At 39.0% G+C, this 24,383-nt stretch carries 24 protein-coding genes and 1 rRNA gene; 10 read left to right on the top strand and 15 right to left on the bottom strand.

Translation table 11 applies throughout. The features are described from left to right. Nucleotides 1-15: 15 nt before the first annotated feature. Both ppa and J580_RS21435 read right to left on the bottom strand, forming a co-directional pair. Nucleotides 16-540, bottom strand: a complete 525-nt coding sequence (gene ppa, locus J580_RS21440) for an inorganic diphosphatase (protein WP_002121243.1) — start codon at nt 538-540, stop codon at nt 16-18. A 127-nt stretch (nt 541-667) separates the two neighbouring features. Continuing rightward, nucleotides 668-1,066, bottom strand: coding sequence for an MAPEG family protein (locus J580_RS21435; protein WP_002121258.1), 399 nt, complete (start codon nt 1,064-1,066; stop codon nt 668-670). A gap of 106 nt (nt 1,067-1,172) precedes the next feature. Here J580_RS21435 and J580_RS21430 point away from each other — a divergent pair, with 106 nt between their 5' ends. Beyond that, nucleotides 1,173-1,565 carry a hypothetical protein gene (locus J580_RS21430; RefSeq protein WP_014208156.1) on the top strand — a complete coding sequence of 131 codons (393 nt, stop codon included), beginning with the start codon at nt 1,173-1,175 and terminating at the stop codon, nt 1,563-1,565. Between the two features lie 40 nt (nt 1,566-1,605). On the opposite strand, the gene J580_RS21425 is transcribed toward J580_RS21430, so the two are convergent. The 6 genes from J580_RS21425 to J580_RS21400 form a co-directional block, all read right to left on the bottom strand. Beyond that, nucleotides 1,606-3,285, bottom strand: a complete 1,680-nt coding sequence (locus J580_RS21425) for a long-chain-fatty-acid--CoA ligase (protein WP_002121274.1) — start codon at nt 3,283-3,285, stop codon at nt 1,606-1,608. 297 nt (nt 3,286-3,582) lie between these two features. Further along, nucleotides 3,583-5,802 carry a DNA topoisomerase IV subunit A gene (parC, locus tag J580_RS21420; protein ID WP_032005814.1) on the bottom strand — a complete coding sequence of 740 codons (2,220 nt, stop codon included), beginning with the start codon at nt 5,800-5,802 and terminating at the stop codon, nt 3,583-3,585. Nucleotides 5,803-5,954: 152 nt separating this feature from the next. Next, complete coding sequence (locus J580_RS21415) at nt 5,955-7,274, bottom strand: MFS transporter (protein WP_032005812.1); 1,320 nt, start codon at nt 7,272-7,274, stop codon at nt 5,955-5,957. An 82-nt stretch (nt 7,275-7,356) separates the two neighbouring features. Further along, complete coding sequence (locus J580_RS21410) at nt 7,357-8,001, bottom strand: trimeric intracellular cation channel family protein (RefSeq protein WP_002121256.1); 645 nt, start codon at nt 7,999-8,001, stop codon at nt 7,357-7,359. A gap of 45 nt (nt 8,002-8,046) precedes the next feature. Beyond that, nucleotides 8,047-8,514, bottom strand: coding sequence for a YchJ family protein (locus J580_RS21405; protein ID WP_032005810.1), 468 nt, complete (start codon nt 8,512-8,514; stop codon nt 8,047-8,049). A gap of 72 nt (nt 8,515-8,586) precedes the next feature. Next, nucleotides 8,587-10,176, bottom strand: coding sequence for a TerC family protein (locus J580_RS21400; protein ID WP_002121643.1), 1,590 nt, complete (start codon nt 10,174-10,176; stop codon nt 8,587-8,589). Nucleotides 10,177-10,502: 326 nt separating this feature from the next. Here J580_RS21400 and J580_RS21395 point away from each other — a divergent pair, with 326 nt between their 5' ends. The 4 genes from J580_RS21395 to dinB all read left to right on the top strand — a co-directional run bounded on the left by J580_RS21395 (nt 10,503) and on the right by dinB (nt 14,581). Next, nucleotides 10,503-11,126, top strand: a complete 624-nt coding sequence (locus J580_RS21395) for a TIGR00730 family Rossman fold protein (protein WP_002062375.1) — start codon at nt 10,503-10,505, stop codon at nt 11,124-11,126. Between the two features lie 171 nt (nt 11,127-11,297). Then, nucleotides 11,298-12,689, top strand: a complete 1,392-nt coding sequence (gene mdtD, locus J580_RS21390) for a multidrug transporter subunit MdtD (protein WP_032005808.1) — start codon at nt 11,298-11,300, stop codon at nt 12,687-12,689. A 76-nt stretch (nt 12,690-12,765) separates the two neighbouring features. Then, nucleotides 12,766-13,524, top strand: a complete 759-nt coding sequence (locus J580_RS21385; RefSeq protein ID WP_032005806.1) for a GH25 family lysozyme — start codon at nt 12,766-12,768, stop codon at nt 13,522-13,524. Nucleotide 13,525: 1 nt separating this feature from the next. Continuing rightward, entirely contained in the window at nt 13,526-14,581 is a 1,056-nt protein-coding gene (gene dinB, locus J580_RS21380) for a DNA polymerase IV (protein WP_002121640.1), read from the top strand. Between the two features lie 4 nt (nt 14,582-14,585). Here dinB and J580_RS23430 read toward each other — a convergent pair whose 3' ends face one another. After that, nucleotides 14,586-14,702, bottom strand: coding sequence for a hypothetical protein (locus J580_RS23430; protein WP_002121660.1), 117 nt, complete (start codon nt 14,700-14,702; stop codon nt 14,586-14,588). A gap of 193 nt (nt 14,703-14,895) precedes the next feature. Here J580_RS23430 and J580_RS21375 point away from each other — a divergent pair, with 193 nt between their 5' ends. Further along, complete coding sequence (locus J580_RS21375) at nt 14,896-15,249, top strand: RidA family protein (RefSeq protein ID WP_002121652.1); 354 nt, start codon at nt 14,896-14,898, stop codon at nt 15,247-15,249. A gap of 147 nt (nt 15,250-15,396) precedes the next feature. Here the strand turns inward: J580_RS21375 and J580_RS21370 are convergent, their stop codons facing one another. The 4 genes from J580_RS21370 to J580_RS21355 form a co-directional block, all read right to left on the bottom strand. Continuing rightward, a complete protein-coding gene (locus J580_RS21370) occupies nt 15,397-15,897 on the bottom strand; it encodes a DUF2726 domain-containing protein (RefSeq protein ID WP_017385843.1) in 501 nt (166 codons plus the stop codon). A 317-nt stretch (nt 15,898-16,214) separates the two neighbouring features. Next, nucleotides 16,215-18,593 carry a YgiQ family radical SAM protein gene (locus J580_RS21365; protein ID WP_017400141.1) on the bottom strand — a complete coding sequence of 793 codons (2,379 nt, stop codon included), beginning with the start codon at nt 18,591-18,593 and terminating at the stop codon, nt 16,215-16,217. A gap of 212 nt (nt 18,594-18,805) precedes the next feature. Further along, nucleotides 18,806-20,065, bottom strand: coding sequence for an esterase-like activity of phytase family protein (locus tag J580_RS21360; protein WP_032005804.1), 1,260 nt, complete (start codon nt 20,063-20,065; stop codon nt 18,806-18,808). A 150-nt stretch (nt 20,066-20,215) separates the two neighbouring features. Next, a complete protein-coding gene (locus tag J580_RS21355) occupies nt 20,216-20,620 on the bottom strand; it encodes a helix-turn-helix domain-containing protein (protein WP_032005802.1) in 405 nt (134 codons plus the stop codon). Between the two features lie 81 nt (nt 20,621-20,701). Between J580_RS21355 and J580_RS21350 the strand changes: the two genes are divergently transcribed. The 4 genes from J580_RS21350 (at nt 20,702) to J580_RS21335 (ending at nt 22,899) form a co-directional block, all read left to right on the top strand. Then, the gene (locus tag J580_RS21350; protein ID WP_032005800.1) at nt 20,702-21,187 is read left to right on the top strand and encodes a DUF2938 domain-containing protein; all 486 of its coding nucleotides are present in this window, start codon (nt 20,702-20,704) and stop codon (nt 21,185-21,187) included. Nucleotides 21,188-21,205: 18 nt separating this feature from the next. Then, the gene (locus J580_RS21345) at nt 21,206-21,772 is read left to right on the top strand and encodes a flavodoxin family protein (RefSeq protein ID WP_032005798.1); all 567 of its coding nucleotides are present in this window, start codon (nt 21,206-21,208) and stop codon (nt 21,770-21,772) included. 4 nt (nt 21,773-21,776) lie between these two features. Further along, the gene (locus J580_RS21340; protein WP_032005796.1) at nt 21,777-22,010 is read left to right on the top strand and encodes a DUF2798 domain-containing protein; all 234 of its coding nucleotides are present in this window, start codon (nt 21,777-21,779) and stop codon (nt 22,008-22,010) included. Between the two features lie 280 nt (nt 22,011-22,290). After that, entirely contained in the window at nt 22,291-22,899 is a 609-nt protein-coding gene (locus J580_RS21335; protein WP_081403753.1) for a lytic transglycosylase domain-containing protein, read from the top strand. Between the two features lie 57 nt (nt 22,900-22,956). Here J580_RS21335 and cysK read toward each other — a convergent pair whose 3' ends face one another. Both cysK and rrf read right to left on the bottom strand, forming a co-directional pair. Then, entirely contained in the window at nt 22,957-23,955 is a 999-nt protein-coding gene (gene cysK, locus J580_RS21330) for a cysteine synthase A (protein ID WP_032005793.1), read from the bottom strand. 121 nt (nt 23,956-24,076) lie between these two features. Then, nucleotides 24,077-24,191: ribosomal RNA gene (gene rrf / locus J580_RS21325) — 5S ribosomal RNA — on the bottom strand. Nucleotides 24,192-24,383 lie beyond the last annotated feature (192 nt).

The raw sequence follows: 24,383 nt of genomic DNA, 5'->3' as shown, positions 1-24,383 counted from the left end.
CTTATCAATTAAAGCTTATTTAGCAGCTTCAATTGCTTTTAATACTTCTGCTTTAGCAACATCAGCACCTTCCCAACCACTGATTTTTACCCACTTACCTGGTTCTAAATCTTTATAGTGACTGAAGAAATGCTCAACTTGGCTAATCAATAACGGAGGAAGATCTGTATATTCCTTCACGTCTTTGTAAAGTGGAGATAATTTTTCGTGTGGAACAGCGATTAATTTCGCATCAATACCACCGTCATCTTCCATATTTAATTTGCCCACTGGACGGCAACGAATTACAGAACCAGCAGCAACAGGATGTGGAGTTACAACAAGTACGTCTAATGGGTCGCCATCTTCAGACAAAGTATTTGGAACATAGCCATAGTTCGCTGGATAGAACATTGCTGTACCCATGAAACGGTCTACAAACAATGCATCAGAATCTTTATCGATTTCATATTTAATTGGTGCTGCATTTGCAGGAATTTCAATGATGACATAGATGTCATTTGGCGCATCTTTACCTGCTGGGATATTGCTGTAACTCATATCAATACTCTTTCGTTATGAAGTCAGATGTAAAATCCACTCGATTATAGCGTGGATATCATCAAAATGATGCCGATTATACAATGGGCACACGCGAAAGTTGATATGAATGATGACAGAATGACACTCAAGTCAGTTTAATCGTGACCACTAATAGAAAGATTGGACACAATATCGATAAGAACCAAACAATCGAGCGTAAAGTTGCCCAGTTACTTAAATAGCAAATGCCATAAATAACTCTTAAAATAATATATGCCCAACCTAATCTCAGAATAAAATATTCCGGAACAACCATATATTCAGCCATTAAAATAGCTGTTAAAAATAAAGGCAGGCTTTCAAAGCTATTTTGTTGTACGGCGTTAGCTCGAGCAGCAAGGCCTGTTGTTTTAGCCAAAAAAGCTCTTGGGTTTTGATTATCGACGGGCTGAAAACCACCTGTAAATTTTGCAATTACGGTAAATGCGTATGGCAGCAAACATGCCACTAAAATAATATAGATAATGCCGCTGATGCCCTGCATAGTGCCATCCATCACTGAAAATACTGTTGATCATGCTATCATAACATTGCGTTTTTACCTGAAATTTTATGCAATCACTTGTCATCACTGATTAATAGGGCCATGTATGCAACAACCTGATCAAAAAGAATTGTTTGAAGTCTTAGAGAAGCAAAAACAAAATCAACTTCAGGTAGACCGTATATTAAAAATCGTACTTCCTATTGTCGCTTTTTTATTGAGTGTGATTTGTGCAAATCTAAATTGGCAATCGACATTAGGCACCTTTGTTATTTTAACAATTACTTTTATTGCAGTCGGTATTAAACGACTTCCTTTATGGCATTGGTTAATTGTGATTACCCTATATTGCCTAGCAGATAATTATTTAAGTTATGGTCAGCTCGATTTAACTCATCTGCGTTTACAATTGGGCACAATGCTAGTTTTTGTTGGAATGGTGGGAATTGGTCGTCCTTACATAGACCGCTGGTTTATGAAGAGCCACAACAAAATGTAAAAACAAAAAAAGCGCCCTAAGGCGCTTTTTTATTAACTTTTTAGGCTGGCTTACGTAAGTCTTTACGTAAGATTTTGCCTACGTTTGATTTAGGTAATTCATCCATAAACTCAACATAACGAGGGCGTTTATAACCTGTTAAGTTTTCTTTAGCAAAATTCAAAATTTCTTCAGTCGTTAAGCTTTGATCTTTTTTCACGATAAAGAGTTTTGGCACTTCACCTGATTTTTCATCAGGAACACCAATTGCTGCAACTTCCAATACTTTTGGATGTTTAGCAATAACTTCTTCAATTTCGCTTGGATAAACGTTAAAGCCAGAAACCAAAATCATATCTTTTTTACGGTCTACAATTTTAGTATATCCACGGCTATCCATAACGCCGATATCACCAGTACGGAAAAAACCGTCTGCAGTCATGACTTTCGCAGTCTCATCAGGACGCTTCCAATAGCCTTTCATGACTTGAGGACCACGAATAGAGATTTCACCTTGCTCACCTAAGGCAACTTCTTTGCCGTCATCATCTAAAATAGCAACTTCTGTTAAAGGTAATGGAATACCAATTGTGCCGCTAAATTCAGTAGATGCAGGAGGGTTTGCAGTCGCTACGGGAGAAGTTTCAGACAAACCATAACCTTCAATAATGGTTGTACCAGTAATCTTCTTCCACGCTTCTGCTGTAGAAGGTAGAACTGCCATACCACCACCCATCGCCATTTTTAGATTGCTATGGTCAAGTTGTTTAAATTCTTCATTATTTACTAAAGCATTAAATAATGTATTTACTGCTGGGAAGAATGATGGCTGATATTTACGTAATTCATTAATTACCGCTGGTAAATCACGTGGGTTTGGAATCAAGATATTTGCCTGACCTTTATACATACCGTACATCGCGCAAACCATGAACGCAAAAATATGATAAAGCGGTAATGCGCAAACAATACGGTCGCCTTTAGCACCATCATTTGCACCAAATTTACTTTGGAAGATACCATCACACTGTAAAAGGTTGGCAACCAAATTAAGATGTGTTAATTCCGCACCTTTTGAAACACCTGTAGTACCACCCGTATATTGAAGCACGGCAGTATCACTTAAAGTTAAATTTGGACGCTTATAATTACTCGGACTTACTTTATTTAATGCTGTATTAAATTTAACGTACCCTGGAATATTCCAAGCAGGAATTTGCTTACGTACTTTACGTAATACGAAATTTACTAATGTACCTTTAAGCGTACCAAGCATATCTCCTACTGTCGCAACCACAACATGCTTCACAGGAGTTTTACCTAAAATGCTTTGGTAAACACTGGCAAAGTTTTCGATAATCACGAGTACTTCTGAACCCGAGTCATTTAATTGATGCTCAAGCTCACGCGCAGTATAAAGTGGATTTACATTCACTAATACTAAGCCTGCACGTAACACAGCTAATGCAACTACAGGATATTGCAATACGTTTGGCATCATCACTGCCACACGAGTTCCCTTTGCTAACCCCAAATTTTGCAAATAGGTCGCGAACTTACGGCTTGCAAGTTCCAACTCGTTAAATGACATCGCTTTATCCATAAAGATAAAGGCATCACGAGAACCAAATTTTTGGAAATTACTCTCAAAAATATCAACAAGAGAGGTATTTTCCGCAGGCAATGCTACTGTTTCTGGAATCCCTGTTTTTTGGTATTCTGCAAACCAAATCTTTTCCATAATGCCATTATCTCCGATTCGTAATCCTTAGTAATAACTGTTATTCAATGCCCCAGCTATTCTTTAGCTTCTTGGTGCCAGAACATATTTAAAACTTATTGGCACATTCATGACACTTTCGAACAAGATTATGAGACAGAAGTTTTGACAATTTGACCCTGTCAAATTTTTTGCATGGAGTACAAATTGCGTACTCCAAATTGCTGTCCTTTTAATCGTTATCCAATACCAATAAGTTCAGTTCATTGCTTGAACTTATTGCCATATATAGCGTATTTATGTTGCCCGACGCTAGCTTTATCTCTGAATCAACAGTTTATTTGCTTTTTGATATCCACGTGGTAAGAGGTGACCTTTTGAAGCTCGTTTACCCATGTATTTCTGTAGATCATCACCTTTTAATTTTAGATGTTGTTGACCTGCAACCACCTGAATTATTTCATCTAAGTTCAGGGTTGTCATGGATAAAATCTGCTCTTTCTCTTCAAGTTGTATCAACTTATTACCTTTACCCTTATTTAAATTTGGCAGTTCTAATAAATCAATAATCAGGAGTCGACCTGCTGAGCTGAGTACAGCCAAATGTGTCATGTTTTGGGCAGATATTAACGGTAGCGCTTTTGACTTTTCAGGTACCGACAAGAAGCTTTTTCCTGCCTTAGCATTAGTATCTAACTGTTTGACTTGAGTTTTAAAACCATAACCTGATGAGCTAGCAGCAATAAGTTCTGACTCCTCATCATCTAAATAGACCTGAATAAACGCGACTCCACTTGCAGGAGCAAGCTTCGAACTTAATGGCTCACCTAAGCCTCTTGCTGATGGCAGACTGCTAATAGGCAAGGCATAACTACGCCCTGTCTCATCAAGGAAATAAATTCGTTGATTGGTTTTGCCCACCGCATGGCTTAAATATTGGTCACCAGCACGATAGTTTAAATTCTCTGCATCAACATCCGCACCTTTTGCAGCACGAATCCATCCCGCCTCAGATAAAACTACCGTTACTGCTTCAGCCGGCATTAAATCTTGTTCTCTAATTTGAACAGCTTCAGCACGTGCGACAATTGGAGAACGGCGTTCGTCACCAAACTTTTTCGCGTCTTCTTTTAATTCGCCAATAATCAGGTTCTTTAAAGATTCTGGGTTTTCTAATTGTTCACGAATAATCGCTGCTTTTGCTGAGAGCTCATCCTGTTCTTGACGGATTTCCATCTCTTCAAGTTTTGCTAAATGGCGTAACTTGAGTTCTAAAATTGCTTCTGCTTGTATCTCATCAATTTTGAAATGATCCATCAATACAGGTTTAGGCTGATCTTCTTCACGAATAATACGGATAACCGTATCAATATCGAGATAAGCAATTAAAAGGCCTGCCAAAATATGTAGACGTTTTTCAATTCGGTTTAAATGATATTCCAAACGGCGAGTAACCGTTTTTTTACGGATCTCAATCCACTCAAGCAAGATACGTCGAATCGACTTAACCTGAGGACGACCATCCTCACCAATCATGTTTAAATTAACGCGGTAGCTTGATTCTAAATCGGTAGTAGCAAATAAGTGGCTCATCACCGCTTCAGCATCAATACGGTTAGAACGAAGTACAATCACGAGTCGTGTTGGGTTTTCATGATCCGACTCGTCACGCACATCCACCACTAATGGTAGCTTTTTGGCCTGCATTTGGTCGGCAATTTGAGTGATCACCTTAGAACCCGATACTTGATACGGCAATTCGGTAATCACGATTTCATTTTTTTCGATGGTATAAACCGCTCGCATGCGGTAACTACCACGTCCAGTCGTCTGGATTTTGAGTAATTCTTCAGGCGGAGTAATAATTTCAGCTTTGGTTGGTAAATCTGGCGCTGGAATATATTCAGCCAATTTCTCGTCTGATGTTTGCGGATTACGAATTAAGGCAATTGTTCCTTTAATCACTTCACGCAAATTATGTGGCGGAATATCAGTCGCCATACCAACCGCAATACCGGTTGTACCATTCAGCAGAATATTAGGAACTCGTGCTGGCAAGGTAATCGGTTCTTTTAAAGAACCATCAAAGTTATCTTGCCATTCACTCGTGCCTTGTCCTAACTCACTTAGTAATAACTCGCTGTAGGCAGAAAGTTTTGCCTCGGTATAACGCATCGCAGCAAAGGATTTAGGGTCATCTGGTGAACCCCAGTTCCCTTGACCTTCAATCAAAGGATAGCGATAACTAAATGGCTGAGCCATCAACACCATGGCTTCATAACATGCTGAATCACCATGAGGATGATATTTACCTAGTACGTCACCTACAGTACGGGCCGATTTTTTTGGCTTACCACTGCTTTTTAAGCCCAACTCGCTCATGGCGTAGACAATACGGCGCTGTACAGGTTTTAAGCCATCACTGATATGTGGCAATGCACGGTCCATGATGACGTACATGGCATAATTCAGGTAAGCCTGTTCAGTAAATTCGGCTACAGAGCGGTTTTCTGTCGCTTGATGCGCAAGGCTGGTCATAGTCAGCTTATCTTCCAAATCAGTCGTTATTTTAAATGAGTCTTATGCTAAGTGGGCTATGTTACAGACACAAGAGGGACTCTGTCACCTGAGCGTCAAATTATGTCTCATCTCTCTATATTTTTAGTTACTTGCTATAAAGTTAGGCAAAACTAGAGGCCTATCGACTCTAGTCTTTTACCTTGTGTTTCTTCACCTAATATTAAAATTACAGCTGCAACCAAAAGTAAAACAATAGTAAACATTATAAAAACATGGCTAAACCCATTTTTGGAAACCATCATATGAGTGACGACTATTGGCGCCAAAATTCCACCTAAACGGCCCATTGCCGATGCCCAGCCCGAACCAAAAGCTCGAATGTTGGCTGGATATTGCTCTGGTGTATAGGTATATAACACTCCCCATGCACCCAAATTAAAGAAGGACATGAGACAACCCCAAAACATAATGCTATTTACACTATCGGCTTGTCCAAAGAAATATGCAGACAACGCACAAAAACCGATAAATGCAGCAAGTGTAATTTTTCTACCTAATCGCTCTACAAACCATGCCGCTGCCAAGTAGCCTGGTAGCTGCGCCAAAATCATAAGCAAAACATATTCAAAAGATTTAACGATGTCATAGCCCTGTTTCACTAATAAACTTGGCAGCCACGTAAAGATACCGTAGTAGGAATACACAATTCCAAACCAGATGAGCCAAAGCATTAAGCTTCTGCGAGCGAATTGACCACTCCAAAGTTGTTTAAAAGAGACTTTTTGTCGCATGGCTACAGGCACGACTTCAATATGGTGAACAATTTGAACGCCTGCTTGAGCTTCTAATTTTTGAACCAATGCATGTGCTTCTTCAACACGTCCACGGTTAATCAGGTAAGGTATGGATTCAGGGAGTTTTTTCCAAATTACTAAAATATAAATCAGTGGGAGGCCACCCATAAGAAATGCAATGTGCCAACCAAATTTAGGAATAATAAAATAAGAAATGAGTGCAGCAACTAACCAGCCCAAACCCCAAAAACTTTCGAGTAGGACGATAAAACGGCCACGTACATGTGCAGGTATATATTCACTCACCAATGTCACTGCAACGGGTAACTGACCACCAAGTCCAAGACCAACAATAAAACGGAAAATTAATAACCACTTTAAGTCTGGAGCAAAAGCACATAAGGCAGTCGCAATGCTATAGATCGCCATGGTTATAGCAAATATTGTCTTGCGGCCAAAGCGGTCTGCTAAAGCTCCTGAGCAAACAGCTCCAATAGCCATTCCTACAAAACCAATACTCACAATCCAACCGCTTTCGGCTGGTGTTAATGCCCAGTCTTTAACAAGCGTTGTCATGATAAAAGCAATGATACCGGTGTCCATCGCATCAAACATCCAACCTAAACCAACCACCCACAGTAATGTGTAGTGAAATTTGCCAATTGGAAGATTTTGTATACGTGAAACCAGATCCATAGGAAAAACTCTACTGGAAAAAATAAGTGAGCAAGACAATATATTTAATTGTTATATCATGCTCACATCGAATTCTGCATGATTAATGTTCATCGGTTGAAGAAGCCGATTCTGCATCATCATCTTTATAAATAAATTTAGGCATTTCTAAGCCAAAATAGATTGCAATCAGACGTAAGGTAAAGCCAAAAATTAAAGTTGAAATAACGGTTAACTCTAAGCTTAATCCTAAATCCTGACAAACCCAGTAACAGATGACTGCCACAAAAGAGATACTCGCATAGAGTTCACGGCGGAAAACGAATGGAACATCGTTACATAAAATATCACGTAAAATACCGCCAGATACTCCAGTCAACACCCCAGCTACTGCCGAGACGACAAAACCATGTCCCATTTGTAAGGCAATCTGGCAACCAATGATCGTAAAACCAATCAAGCCTAAAGCATCGAGCACCAAAAAGATGTTATGTAAATGACGCATCCATTTGGCAATAATAATTGTGACAAATGCAGCACAGCAGGTCAGAACCAAGTATTCAGGGTGTTTTACCCAAGTTAAAGGATAGTGACCAAGCAACACATCTCGCACCGAACCACCACCCAAAGCAGTTACACAGGCAATCAGTACGACACCGAACCAGTCCATACTCCGTCGACCAGCAGACAATGCTCCTGTCATGGCTTCCGCAGTAATCGCAATAATATAAATAACGGTGAGTAACATCGCCCTTTCCCTCAGGCCAAACAGTGGGCGTATTTTAAGATAAACTTACAAAAATTGTGCACAGCATTGCTTAAATTTTTTTCCTGAACCACATATACAAGGTTGTTTCATGGTGACCTGCATATCGACCGTTGGGTCGAGGAAAAACCATTTTTGCTGGTGATAAACAAAATGTGAAACCTCGTGGTGAATTTGGGCTTTTTGCCCATCATGATAATGAGCCTTGAACTCAACCTGTGCGTGGGTTTTATCTAATTTTTCGTTGGTGTTAACTACATCTAAACCCAACCACTGATTTTGTTTGCTCCACTCTGCGATAGCATCTTTATCAAGTGCTGTTTGCTGACCTAAAGCAGTCGTTTGCACAATATAATCAATTTGCTGTAATGCAAAAGCGCTATAACGTGAACGCATAAGCTGCTCTGCCGTTAGTGCTTTGGCTGTGCCTAAATGTAAAGGCTCACAACATTGTGTATAGCTGCCTTTTCCACATGGACAAGTTTGTTGGGTCATTTGGTATTTCTCAAATAAAAAAATAGCTCAGAGTTGAGCTATTTTATGATGTTTCTAGACTTAAAACGTCATTTAATCTTTTGATTCATCTTGTTCGATAGAAACAATATGAACTTTCTCAATTTTATGACCTTCCATCGTAATCACTTCAAAGCGATAACCGTCTGCCTCAACAGCTTCACCATTTTCCGGTAAACGGCCTAAATGGAATAACAAGTAGCCCGATAAAGTTGAATACTGTTCACTTTCGTCAACGAGATCACGACCTAATAAAAGTGATACATGGCGAATATCAGTTGAACCTTCAAGCATTAATGAACCATCTGCCAAGCTTTCAGCAGCAGCGTCTAACTCATCTTCATCTGGGAATTCACCCGCAATTGCTTCTAAGATATCAATTGGTGTTGCAATACCTTCGATTGAACCATATTCATTTAATACGATCGCCATTTGTAAAGGTGCTTGGCGTAATTGCTCCATCACCATAAGTACTTGAGCATTTTCATGCACAATCACAGGTTCACGTAGATGCTTTTGGAAATCAATTACACCTGTTTCAATAAAGTTGTTTAAAACTTTATGCGTAAGTGCAATACCCTCAATATTATCAAGCTCACCGCGTGCAACGATCAAACGAGAGTGTGTCATCGACATTAAACGTTCTTTTAAAACTTCAGGTTCATCGTCTAAGTCAATCCACTCAAGTTCAGGGCGTGGAGTCATAACAGATTTTACAGGGCGCTCTGATAAACCCAGTACACCTTGTACAAGCACACTGTGATAAGCACCATTTTCTTCGTCAAAAACTTCATCAGCAAAAGCTTGCGTCGCTAATACATCTTCTTTATCAGAAGATTGAGTATCTGAAGAACTACTATTTTTACTGCCTAACATACGTAAAACCGCAGAGGCAGTGCGATAACGCAAGTCTGTAGTGGTAACTAGCTTTTCCTGATTGCGACGCATGCTCTGATTGATAACTTCTACCAAAACCGAGAAGCCAATTGCAGCATATAAATAGCCCTTCGGAATATGGAAACCAAAGCCTTCCACCACCAAAGAGAAACCGATCATCATCAAGAAGCCAAGACACAGAATGACAACTGTTGGATGTTTATTGACGAAGTCCATGAGTGGTTTTGATGCCCACAACATGATTCCGACAGCAATAACAACCGCAACCATCATGACTGACAGCTCTTTCACCATACCTACAGCTGTAATCACACTGTCTAACGAGAATACAGCATCAAGCACAACAATCTGGACAATAACCATCCAGAATGCAGCATGAACAGGATTATCTTCTTTATGAAGTTGTTTTCCTTCCATCCGTTCATGCAATTCCATGGTGCCTTTAAATAATAAGAACACACCACCGAATAACAAAATCAAATCACGACCAGAGAATGGATGATCAAAAATATGGAAGAGTGGTTCAGTCAGCGTCACGACCCAAGCAATCGAGGCCAAGAGTACAAGGCGCATTCCTAACGCGAGCACCAAACCAACTATACGTGCTTTAGCTCGTTGCTCTGGCGGCAATTTCTCAGCCAAAATCGCGATAAAAACGAGGTTATCGATCCCCAACACAATTTCAAGAACGATTAAAGTTGCTAAACCCACCCAAGCAGAGGGATCAGACATCCATTCAAAGATCATTGATCCTGCTCCTGTGTTGTTTGGATTTTATCTTTATTTGGCAACACAACAGGCGCGCCTATACAAAGGGGGGAAAATGTTTTTTTAAGACAAGAAATTAAAACGGAGCGACTACAACCACTACCCATATTTGTTCATATGTTGTTAAACGAATTTTTAGTATAGGCAAGATTTAACATAAATTCATCATTTTTATTTGTTCATGACTAGCATTCACCAAACCCATACAAAACATGAATCTTTCTTATAAATCTGCTTATAAAGTTGTCATATCTTTTGCTTACTGTAGACAAGAAATATGAACGTGATAAGGTAAAAATAAAACAATGAATAGCGTATTAACAATGGCAGTAAATGATTCACCAATAACAGCTGTAAAAACAAAACAACCTCTTATTGCATTATATTGTGGTTCACGTGCAGGAAATAACCCAATCTACCGAGAAAAAGCAATTGAACTTGCTCATGGAATCGCTGAACAAGGCTTTGGATTAGTCTATGGCGGTGCTAGTATCGGTTTAATGGGACAAGTCGCTGAGAGCGTTCTCGCAAACGGCGGAGAAGCTGTCGGTGTGATCCCTGAATTTATGCTTGATTATGAAGTCGCACATGCAGGCTTAACTGAATTACATGTCGTAGAAACCATGCATGAACGTAAAGCCATGATGGCTGAACGTGCAAGTGCATTTATTGCGTTACCAGGTGGTTTAGGAACATTTGAAGAAATATTGGAAATAGCCACTTGGGGCCAACTCAACCAACATCAAAAGCCCATGATTTTATATAACGTAAATGGCTTTTATAACGCACTTATTGCCCAATTAGACCATGCAGTTCAAGAAGGTTTCCTTCCCCTTCAACATCGAGCTAAATTAATTGTATGTGATGATGTTGATCAAATTTATAACGTCATTAAAAACTTAAAAATGCCAAAAAGATTTGTTGTCTAGTTGTCCACCTACTCTATTTAAAAAAGCGGTTCTGCCGCTTTTTTTGTTTTAACTATTTTCACCTCTGCCTTCAAAAGAACTTAGATTTAGTAAAGGGGTATTCAACATTGGCTTACTTCTTTTAAATTCAATTTGTTTTACACTAGACCAAAACGTTAATTTTCAAATGTTATGAATGCCACGCCGACACACCAAGCTTTGCAACCCGAATATCGACTACTCGTTCTTTTGGTTTCTATTGGCTTTTTTATGCAGGCCTTGGACACAACCATTGTAAATACTGCTATTCCTGCAATGGCTCATCATCTAAATGAAGATCCTTTACGCATGCACAGTGTAGTGGTGGCCTATGTATTATCGGTTGCTGCCTGTATTCCTCTAAGTGGATGGTTAGCAGACCGCTTTGGTGTTAGAAATATTTTCTTGTCGGCAATCGTAATTTTTACTCTGGCTTCTTTAGGTTGTGGTCTTTCTCAGAGTCTCAATGAGCTGTTATTTTTCCGAGTCATCCAAGGCATAGGCGGCGCCTTACTACTTCCTGTTGGCCGACTATCACTTTTAAAAATTATTCCTCGAACTCAGTTCTTAGCTGCGATGAGCTTAATGAGCCTTGCAGGTTTACTCGGACCTTTGGCTGGTCCAACTTTGGGCGGATGGTTAGTTGAAGTTGCAACTTGGCACTGGATTTTCTTGATTAATATTCCTATGGGCATACTTGGCATACTAATGACACTAAAAGTCATGCCAAATGTAAAAGAACCCTCAGTCAAAACATTCGATTTGGGTGGCTTTATCTTATTAGTCGTGGCCATGATTGGCTGGTCTTTAGGGATCGAACATCTAGCCTCACCTGAATATTCAAAATGGTTTAGTATTTCGCTATTAGTCGTCGGAATAATCGCAACGCTTTGGTATGCCTATCATTCACATACTCATCAAAATGCATTATTTCGTAGCCGACTCTTTAGAAACAAAATTTATGCGATTGGTATTTTAGGTAATTTCTTTGCTCGCTTTGGTGGTAATGCCTTACCTTTTGTTTTACCACTCATGCTACAAGTTGCTTTTGGTTTTGAACCATTTATTGCAGGTTTAATGATGATTCCCTTGGTCTTGGGCTCATTATTTTCAAAGCCAATTGTCAGGCCTATTATTCAAAAAATTGGCTACCGACGTTTTTTACTCATCAACACAACATTAGTTGGGCTATGTATTGCCTCTTTTGCAATCATGACCGTCGATACTCCAACTTGGTTTAGAGCCTTGCACTTTTTCTTGTTTGGCACATTAAATTCACTGCAATTTGTTGGCATGAATACATTAACCTTGAAAGACTTGCCTCAACAAGATGCAAGTAGCGGTAATAGTTTCTTGTCGATGATCATGATGCTATCAATGAGTATTGGTGTGGCGCTAGCAGGCACACTCATCAATATCTTTACTCATTATTATGGTGCAGACCACGTGACAACAGCGTTTCATGTCACTCTCATTTGTCTCGGTTGTATCAATGTCATCACTGCTTTTATTTTCTGGCAAATTCCAAAGGATACGTCTGTATAAGCGGTTGCATTTTTAACATGGTTTCTCGCTCGCGAATCACGCTATGATGTCGACTTCAAATTTTAACGAGTTTTGAATGAGCAAACTGGCTAAAACTTTTTTCACATCACGGCACGATACCCTAATCGGAATTGGCTTAGCTTGTGTTATGGGAGTCTTAGCTTATTTTGGTCTGTTCTATCAACAAAAAGCTGTTGCGCAGGATTATCCAGTGCAAGGGTTCGATGTTTCTCATCATCAAGGTGATATTAACTGGAAAAAAATATCACCGGAAAAATTCCAATTCGTCTATTTAAAAGCGACTGAAGGCGGCGATTACAAAGATTCAAAATTTCAGGAAAACTGGCTCAAGGCACGTGAACATGGGTTTCATGTAGGTGCTTATCACTTTTATCGTCTATGTCGTGATGGTAAGACGCAAGCAGATAACTTTATTGCGACTGTACCCAACAAAGCCGATGCCCTTCCTCCTGTTATCGATCTAGAATATGACGGTAACTGTATTAATGCGCACACCAAAGAACAATTACTTAAAGAAATAGGCATCATGCATGACCGCTTAAAACAGCACTATGGCAAACAGCCTATCTTTTATATTTCCAAAACTTTTTACCACATTGTATTAATAGGAAGTTTCCCTAATACACCACTTTGGGTCAGAGATTACGAAGGAAAACCTGAGCTGAAAGACAAAAGAAAATGGCTCTTTTGGCAGCATAGTAATCAAGGTAAAATTGAAGGCATGACAAAACCAGTAGACTTAAATGTTTATGAGGGTTCGGTCAAAGAATGGCATCATTTTTTACAGCAGCAAGGCATCGTGAAAGCACAATAATATGCGCAAAATCATTCATATCGATATGGATGCCTTCTATGCATCGGTCGAATTGCGAGAGCGTCCTGATCTAAAGCATCTTCCCGTCGTTATTTCTTCGCATCATCCGCGAGCTGTGATTGCTGCTGCCTCCTACCCTGCCCGTGAATTTGGTTTGCGTTCTGCCATGTCGATGAGTCAGGCAAGAAAACTATGTCCTCAAGTTGTCATTATTGAACCAAATTTTGAAAAATACCGTACGGTCTCCGCTCAAATTCACTCGATCTTTCAGCAATATACGCTACTTATTGAGCCTTTATCTTTAGATGAAGCTTATTTGGATGTCACTGAAAATTTAAAACAAATTGCGAGTGCAACTGAAGTTGCTATGCACATTCGAGAAGATATTTTTAGATTAACTGGGCTTACTGCATCGGCTGGTGTAGCACCAAATAAGTTTTTGGCAAAAATTGCTTCGGATTGGAACAAACCTAATGGTTTATGTGTAATCAAACCTTCGCAAGTTGCTACTTTTATTCAAGACCTTCCACTTAAAAAGATTCCTGGTGTGGGCAAAGTCACTCAGGAAAAATTGCAGCAGCTACAGCTACATACCTTAGGTGATTTACAGAAAATTGAAGAAGCTGTTTTGGTTCACCACTTTGGTAAATATGGACAACAACTCTATCTATATGCTCAGGGCATTGACCATAGACCCGTTCAAGCTGAAAGAGCTCGCCAACAAATTTCGAAAGAAACAACTTTTGATAGTGATTTTACTTTGGCTCAATGTCAGCCCTATTGGCAGGGATTAGCTGAAAAAGTCTGGCAAACACTAGAGAAAAAACAGCTTAATGCACGTGGTGTCAATATCAAACTTAAACTCAAGAATTTTCAGACTCTACAACATAGTAAAAGCTTTAAAAGACCGATCCAGTCGCTACAGGACTTAATCCAAGTTTTATTTTTATTGTTAAATGAAATGCAGATACCCGAACATTTCCAGTTTCGCTTGATTGGTATAGGCGTTTATCAATTACAAACGCAAGCTGATGACTTCCAGCTTAACCTCTGGTAATTGACTACTTTTCACTCAAAAGAGCAACTTTTAAACAAAATAGACTCCCTTTTACTGAAACTTTAGAGTAACCTAATCCACGCATATTCATTACCCATGTATTTGCAACATGCCAAAGCAACCTTTACTTTCGGCATATCGTCCTGTGATTGGCGTGACGACCAAATCCGAATATTGCAGGGCTCTTCTGATACATGGCTTAGATATCCCTTCCTCACAATAATCTACTGAAATTCTTTTCTACTTGCTTGCACCGACCTAGCAACTCTTCATAAAATCAAAACTATTAAATAAAGCCACTTTAGAGCATTTTTATGACGGTAAAGCGTTTACACGTTACTTCACGCTACTGCGAAGTTGCGATTTCAGGTAATTTGGTACACCTAGCTGGGCAACTCGCAGATGATACAAGCGCAGATGTCACAGGGCAGACTCAACAAACTTTAGATAATATTGACCGTCTATTGGCAGAAGCTGGAACAGATAAAACCCATATTCTTTCTGTCATGATTTTCCTAAAAGATATTGAAAAAGATTATGCAGCTATGAATGCGGTTTGGGATGCATGGATTAGTGAAGGGAACCCACCAGCACGTACATGTGTAGAATCAAAACTTTATGCACCAGATGTACTTGTAGAAATGACGGTTGTTGCGGTACTTCCATAATTTTTATAATTATAAATTCAGGTAAAATTGAGCAATATCTTAGGTGATATTGCTCAATTTTTTAGTAATTTTAAAATTTTGAATTTCAGCATTTTATTCAAATCTTCTTAAATGAACTCTCAGATCAATTCTGCTAATGTCGAATTTTTAAGGCTTCACAAAAGCGTTTGACATTCTTTCTAGCTGGGGTGTCGCATGCAAAGTTGCTAATTCTGATTCAGGACTCAATAAATCTCTTCTTAGGTCATGATAATCAGGCACACTGCTATAATGAAGCACACGATAGCCAGCCAATTGTAATAGGCGACGCTCATATTGTTGATGCGCTCGGCGTAAACCATTTTCCCCCAGAACAACAACTACAACTACCTGATAATTTTGATCAAGCACAACAAAATCAGCTGACATATTTTGATATTTACGACGTGTATGCGCGTATTTTGTAGTTAAAAGTGCATCAAAAGACACATGCGCCAATACTGTAAATTTGGGCAAAACTGTTTGTAGTCTGGTTAAGGTCATTTGCTCATGGCTAGTTAACACTGCACGGCGCTTTAAAGCACTATCATGTTGATGCCTTCGTGACAGACTTTTCACTGCCATAACAACAACCAAAAATAATAATAAGATCGTGATTAAATAATACATGGGCCTAATCCTTTAAGTTTTTTATAATGATTTTGCTAGATCACACTTTGTTTTAATTGATAACGACGACACAGCCGTTTTTTAAAAGGTTCACTTAGTAATTTCACTTGTAGTTATCAAGCTTGGCTTAAATTTAGCCACCCTCACATTATTTATAATCATAGAATCAATAACAATCAAGTGCAGCTCGTCAGATTTTGGCTATTTATCATTATTCGTTACGTTTTTTGTACTTTAAACCCTCAAAAATCTCATTATACGATTTAAATAGAGTCATAAAAAACAAAACAGGCTCTATTTAAGAGCCTGTTTTATCATTATCCACGAACTTTAGATTTAGGTTTACTTTTCCCGCCAAATGGTCTTTTCTCACCTGTTTCACGAGGAGGTAAACCAGTATGTTGCGTTAGAACCTGTCCTTTTTGTGGACGCTTCTGATTCGAATGATTATTCGTTTGCTGATTATTTCGTTTAACCGAATCGCCTGCTGTAGACGAATTTTTCTTGCGAGCAGACTTATATTCCCCTTCTGTGCCTTTTGGCTGATAAGTCGGAATTAAATGCTGCTTCGAATTACCAATTAAATCTGCACGACCCATCTCTTTTAAGGCTTCACGAAGTAATGGCCAGTTGTTTGGATCATGATAACGCAAGAATGCTTTATGCAGACGACGGCGTTTTTCACCTTTTACAATATCAACTTTTTCAGTATAGCGAGCTACTTTAGCAAGTGGGTTTTTACCCGAATAATACATGGTTGTTGCAGTTGCCATTGGCGATGGATAGAAAGTCTGTACCTGATCGGCACGGAAACCATTCTTTTTCAACCAAATTGCAAGATGCATCATGTCATAATCTGAAGTACCCGGATGTGCTGCAATAAAGTAAGGAATTAAATATTGCTCTTTTCCTGCTTCTTTACTGAAACGGTCAAACATTTGCTTGAAACGATCATACGTACCAATACCTGGTTTCATCATCTTAGATAACGGGCCTTGTTCAGTATGCTCTGGTGCAATTTTTAAATAACCGCCAACATGGTGTTGTACTAATTCTTTGACATATTCAGGGTTGAGTACCGCAAGGTCATAACGTAAACCTGAACCAATCAGAATCTTCTTCACACCTTTAATAGCGCGTGCTTTACGGTAAAGCTGCACTAATGGCGCGTGATCGGTATGTAAGTTTTGACAAACACCCGGATAAACACAAGAAGGTTTACGACAGTTCTTCTCAATTTCTGGGTCTTTACAGTGCAAACGGTACATGTTTGCTGTTGGACCACCTAAATCTGAAATAATGCCGGTAAAGTTTGGTGCCGTATCACGAATTTTTTCAATCTCACGTAAGATCGAATCTTCCGAACGGTTTTGGATAATACGACCTTCATGTTCTGTAATCGAACAGAATGTACAGCCACCAAAACAGCCACGCATAATGTTGACCGAGAATTTGATCATATCAAATGCAGGGAAACGCGCATCACCATAAGTAGGATGTGGCAAACGTGCATAAGGTAAATCAAACACATAATCCATTTCCTCCGTAGTTAGAGGAATTGGAGGCGGGTTAATCCACACATCTCGTTCACCATGGCGTTGAACGAGTGCACGAGCATTACCAGGGTTAGTTTCAAGGTGCAAAATACGGTTTGCATGCGCATAAAGTACTTGATCATTTGCCACTTCTTCAAAAGAAGGCAAGCGAATAACCGCCAACTCTCGTGGTGGCAATTTGTGTTTAATCGCTTTTGACGGTGCCGGCTTTAATTGAACGATTTGAGTGTCGTCATCAAGTTTGTCGCCTTCACGCACAATCGGATTTGCAACAATCTCTTTTTGGAAATTTTGATACTGAGCTAAAGAGTTACCCTTTTCTTTTTCAACCTCACAGCCATCAATATCTTCTGTCATGACATATGGGTTAATAATTGGATCAACACGCCCAACCGTATCGACATCATTACTCGCAACTTCAACAAACTTTGCTTTTGATGCTTTGTTATGTTTATTAATAATAAATGCCGTACCACGAACATCAGTAATCTCGTGGATTTTTTCACCTTTAGCCAAACGATGCATTACATCAATAATGGCACGCTCACCATTACCATACATCAGCAAATCGGCTTTTGAGTCCATCAAAATCGAACGACGAACTTTATCTGACCAATAATCGTAGTGCGCAATACGGCGTAAACTGCCTTCAATACCACCTAATAACACAGGTACATCAGGGAATGCTTCTCGACAACGTTGGCAATAAACTGTTGCTGCGCGGTCAGGACGTTTATTCGGTTCATTGTTTGGAGAATATGCATCATCCGAACGGATTTTACGATCTGCCGTATAACGGTTAATCATCGAATCCATATTACCTGCGGTTACACCCCAAGCAATCGTTGGCTTACCTAAAACGCGGAAGCTTTCAACATTGGTCCAGTCTGGCTGCGCAATAATTCCGACACGGAAACCTTGTGCCTCAAGCACACGTCCAATCACACCCGATACAAATGATGGGTGGTCAATATAAGCATCACCACAGACTAAAATAAAGTCACACGCATCCCAGCCGAGTTGGTCCATTTCTTCTCGTGACATCGGCAAAAATGGCGCTGGTTCAAAACACGACGCCCAATATTTGTCGTAATCAAACAGCGCTTTGGGCGCAGTCTGCATGGTGTAGGCAGTAGACATGGCTTGCGAATCTCGGCTAGCAAATGGAGGAGAGACATCTAAAGATGAAAGCCGATCATTTTAACATGAATTTCATTCATTTTCCCTGTTTATAAAACATGCGAAAACAACAATATAGAAATTAATTTGATTAAAGTTTATTCAATATTTTATTCTTGTAATAAATACGGCGGAACAGAATCCGCCGCAGTTTTAATTTTTATTTATAGAGCTTAGAACAAAGCTTTTGGCAAACGAATCTGAATAATCTCGTTATCGTCAGCCAGTTTTGCGTTACGTCCTGTCGAACCAGGGAAGTTATTATCATTGAAAACCGTCAGCGTTGTACCATTTTCAATAATCACATCTTCGATCGTCTCAAATGGAAAAGCAAAAACCTGCCCCGTACCAATATCCCCTGCTCTAGCTGTGCCATACAACATATTCGGGTTAGCAATTTTAATTAAATCGACTAAGTCTTCGCGGCTGACTAGCTGGCCTGACTCATTTAATTTAATACGAATTAATTTTTTATAACCACCTAAATTATTCTGCGTGGCATCACGTTCAATAATAATACCCTCATTATTATTAAAGAGTTGGAAATCACCAATATTGGTAGCTTTACTGTCTAACTGGAACCAATAATATTTTCCTGTATACGCTTTTTTCTTAATATTGAATTGGGAAATCAGCAACTGTCTTTCTGTTTCCCGAATTGATTTAATTGGCTTTTCTATAAGAGGGTAAAGATACTGCCCATCTGGCGAAATCGCCATTCCTTCAAAACCGCCACTTTGTTGAACAAGAGGTTCCACAAAATTAATTTGTGCTTTATTAAATTGATTTTGTGGTGAACGTAATTCTTGAGTTGGATTTAATGGATTTGGCAGAGCAATCGGTGCATCTAATAACACACCATCTGCTGAAAAATGAAGTAAATAAGGCCCAAACTCATCTCCAATCCAATAGGTTCCATCGCTAGTGCGTTGCATTGACTCTGGGTCAAAATCAGCACCCGTTAATAAACGCTCAGGTGTATTACCATTGATGATATTAAATGGAATTAATTTATTCGGATCACGCAGTTGGATAAAGCTTTGTACAGTAACTTGGCTCGTGCCTTTAGCTTTAGTTTTGAAATCAGGCTTTATTTTATAAATACGAAGTAAAAAGTCTGATGAATTATCTTGAGTGCCAAAACCGTTATCGGCCATTGCCATATAACTGCCATCTTCATTTTTTAATGCAGCAGAAAAGCCTTGTACAGGTTGACCTTTAAATGGAGGATAAATTCCATTTGCACCTTTCACATATGCGCCAGAGTCTGGACCAGCAGCATAAGTTTCTACAGGTAACTTAGCAAAAGAAATTAAGGTTGGTTCGGTAACGTTTTCAGTAGGTGAAGTTTGTTCGTGGTCGTTATCATCATTACATGCCGCCAATCCTAAACTGGCACAGCATAATAATACCGCTAATATTTTTTTGCTCATGGTTTTATACATTTGGTAAAAAATTAAGCAAATTTAATCAAGCTTATATGAAATTTTTACTTCAAAAAGATGAAATCTTTATGGCAAAAATATGACAAGACTAACTATTTAATACAACCTTAAAAATTCGACTTCTTTGCTGAAAACTGATTAAAGTTTTGTTGGCTGATATTCTCCAGCAATTGCTGCTTTTAAAAATTTTTGGAAAGTTGGACATTCCATATGATTTTCAGCAGGACATACAGCAGCATGTTCTAATCCTTGGCTGATAAAATGCAATCGTTTTGCCATTTGCTCTAATTGTTCAGCTTTATCTTTTAATTTTTGCCGATCAAGCTCAGGCTTACCATCTTGTCCAAACATTGCAGCAATCTCATTTAAAGAAAAACCCGCAGCACGACCCAAAGAGATTAATGCCAATTGATCAATAACCTGCTTACCATATTGTCGACGTAAGCCTTGCCGCCCTATCGATTTAATTAATCCCTTCTCTTCATAAAAACGTAGTGTAGCCGTTGTGACTTTTGCCTTTTTAGCAACTTCACCAATATCCATAATAACCTCTTGACTTCAAGTGAACTTGAACTTGCACAATAAATTTATCACGTTTCATACGTATAAAAGCAAGGTGTAAAAATGAATACCTCTACGTTGTTCTTTCAAGCTTTATGTCTTGGTATTGGTGCAACTATATTTATGGATATCTGGCTGTTCATATTAAAGATATTCAAAATTCCGACCTTAAATTTTGCCTTCCTCGGCCGCTGGGTTGGTTGGATATTTCAAGGGAAACTTATCCATCAATCTATTGCAAAAAGCCCTCAAATTAAGGGTGAATATTTATTGGGTTGGATTGCTCACTATAGTGTTGGGATTATCTTTGCATTGAGTTTTCTTTTCATTATTGGTTCAACTTGGCTTAGCCATCCTCAGTTTTACTCAGCTCTAATGTTTGGTGTAGTCACCGTTCTCATTCCATTTTTTATTATGCAACCTGCGTTGGGTAGTGGCTTTGCTTCATCAAAAACACCGCATCCTTTTTTGAACTGTCTAAAAAGTTTGATGAACCATAGTGTTTTTGGTTGTGGCTTATATCTCACTGCAAAACTATTTCAAATTTAAAGAAAAAGGAGACTGCTCATGAAGACTGTTGCCATCATTTACCATAGCCGCCAAGGTCACACCCAATTTATTGCTCAGCAAATTCAAACTGGTATTTTGAGCCATAAAAATATGAAAGCAGATTTACTCAATACTGAAGATATTATCAACAGCCCAGAAATTCTCATCCAATATGACGGCTTAATTTGGGGATCCCCCACTTATTTAGGTGGTGTGTCTTCCAAGTTAAAACAACTCATGGACGCAACTGGTCCATTATGGAAAAAACAAAGTTTTAAAGGAAAATTAGCGGCTGGATTTACCGTTTCATCTCTTCCTGCTGGTGATAAACAATCCACGCTAATTTCGATTTTCACCTTTTGTATGCAACACGGCATGTTATGGGTCGGTAACCCGATCATGCCTGAACAGCACCAAGGCATTCCTTATACGCAAGCAGCCAATCGTCTCGGTTCATGGTCAGGCTTAATGGCTCAGACTGAACATGGCAGTAATGCAGATGGTTTTGATGAAGGAGATATTAAAACTGCTCAACAATTTGGAGAAAATTTTGCATTGACCTTAAATGCTTATCAAGGAATATAAGGCCATGAAAGCACAGAAACTTTTATTCCTCTTAATTTTATTAGGAATGATGTCTTTTATAGTTTCAGGTATTTCAACTTTCAAGGCTGTAGGGCTAAATCATCACTTCGTTTCATTATGGTTATCGGCTTGGATCATTGCATGGATATTAGCTTTCCCAGATGTATTGATTTGTGCTCCTATAGCCCAGAAATTAGTCGACATCATATCTAAGAAAGTTGAAAAAAAACGACTGTAAGTTAAAACGTACAAAACTTGCGGTGATTTGCGGATATTCAGCTTTAGTATTTTTTCATAGTATATAAATCATAGAGAGACAGGATGTCTCATTGAAGAAGAATAAGAACGCAGGAAGCGGTAGTTGACAGGAGTTAGCTACATAAAGCTGAATACGAAGAAACCTCGACAGGATGTCGGGGTTTTTTCATTTCAATTATACAAAATTCTTACTTTATAGATGTGCTGAGCAACAGAACTTATATTGATCCGATAAGTACGGCTGAATACCATCATTTCATTTGAAATTTGATTATTGGTTTTGTATTTTGCTTACCTCATCTTTAGCTCAAGATCATTTTGAACCATTACAATTACACCGCCTTAGCCTCAAATTTTTTATTATTGCATTGATGACAATAATGACAGGGTGTACAAGCTTAGGACCTAACAGTGGCTCATTTTCCTGGCGCTCAAATAAACTCTCGTCTGGCTTACAAAAAGCTTATTCTGTTCCAGCGAGCACGGCTAATCGGCTATCTCCAATGATTATTCAAAGTGCTGACCAATATAATGTCCCCCCTCTTTTACTCGCAGCAGTCATCAGGCAAGAGTCTAGTTACAATAGTAATGCTCGCTCTCCTACTGGCGCCGTCGGTTTAACTCAAATTATTCCAAGTTATTGGCAACAAACTTGTGCGGGGAATTTATATGATGAAACTACTAATATTCAATGTGGTGCTTATATCTTAAATCACTATTATCAGTCAGCTGACAGTTGGTTCAAAGCAACAGCTTATTATAATGTGGGACCAACTGGATATGAGCGAAGCTTCTGGACACGACACAAAGCAAAAAAATATGCTCGATCTGTGAAACGTCATCAGAAAACTTTAAAAAGTGCATTATAAATTCAGATCAAATAAAAAAAAGCCCATCTATTAATGGGCTTTTTTACATAGTTAATTTTATTCGTCAAATAAACCTTCAAATAAAACAGAAGATAAATAACGTTCTCCGCTATCAGGAAGAATAACAACTATTGTTTTACCAGCATTTTCAGGACGCTCTGCAATTTTAGCTGCAGCAGCCAAGGCAGCTCCACTTGAGATACCTACCAAAATACCTTCTTGAGTTGCAGAGTTTCTCGCCCATTGAATTGCTTCTTCACTACTCACTGGTAAGACTTCATCAACCAAATCCAAATCAAGATTTTTTGGAATAAAGTTTGCACCAATCCCCTGAATTTTATGAGGTGCAGGCGTAATACTTTCACCATTTTTAGTTTGAGTAATAATTGGAGACTCAGCAGGTTCAACTGCTACTGAGTACAATGGCTTATTTTGGACCTGTTCAAAATAACGAGAAATACCCGTTATCGTACCTCCAGTACCTACGCCAGCAACTAAAATATCAACCTGCCCACCTGTTGCTTGCCAAATTTCTGGGCCAGTTGTGTCCACATGAATTTGTGGATTGGCTGGATTTTCAAATTGTTGTGGCAAAAAATAAACATCTGGCTGTTCAGTTGCTAATCGTACCGCTTCATCAACCGCCCCTTTCATCCCTTTCGCCGGTTCAGTTAGAACTAAATTAGCACCTAAAGCTTTTAATACTTTTCTACGTTCAAGACTCATGCTGGCTGGCATAGTCAAAGTAATTGCATAACCCTTCGCTGCCGCAACAAAAGCCAATGCAATCCCTGTATTACCACTAGTTGGTTCAACTATATGCATGCCTTCTTTCAACACACCTCTTTTTTCTGCATCTGCAATTAGTGCAGCCCCAATACGGCATTTCACAGAAAAGGCAGGATTACGACTTTCTACTTTCGCTAATACAGTTGCACCAGTTTTAATTAAACGGTTGATGCGAACTAAAGGAGTATTACCAATAGCTTCTGCATTATTTGTATAAACTGCAATACCTAAATTATTGGGTGTTGGGAATTGTTGATCGGTAGACATGTTATATCCTTATTAGACTTGATATGAATTTCTTCCATTATAATCATATAAAGAATTGTAGGTATAAATTCCCCAATAAAAAACACCCCCATTCATTAGAATGGGGGTGTTTAGAATAATGAGCTGGCGATGACTTACTCTCACATGGGTAACCCCACACTACCATCAGCGCTAAGAGGTTTCACTTCTGAGTTCGGGAAGGGATCAGGTGGTTCACTCTTGCTATGGTCGCCAGCACAACTGGTATGGATACTTGCTTCGTTTTATTCACTGTGTGATACGTTGCGTTTTCCAAATCTTTACAGATGGGCTGATTGGTCTGATTTTTCGTTGTTCATTTTAGCTAAGTGTTTAACTAAATCAAGTTGCTTTGCATGTTTATGAATCGATTGATGCTTCATATACAACTGCTTGGGTGTTGTATAGTC

The organism is Acinetobacter sp. 1542444, from assembly GCF_000581835.1.
GTDB lineage: Bacteria > Pseudomonadota > Gammaproteobacteria > Pseudomonadales > Moraxellaceae > Acinetobacter > Acinetobacter pittii.
Note: the sequence above shows the minus strand (reverse complement) of the source record. Positions and strands in the feature narration are given on the sequence as shown.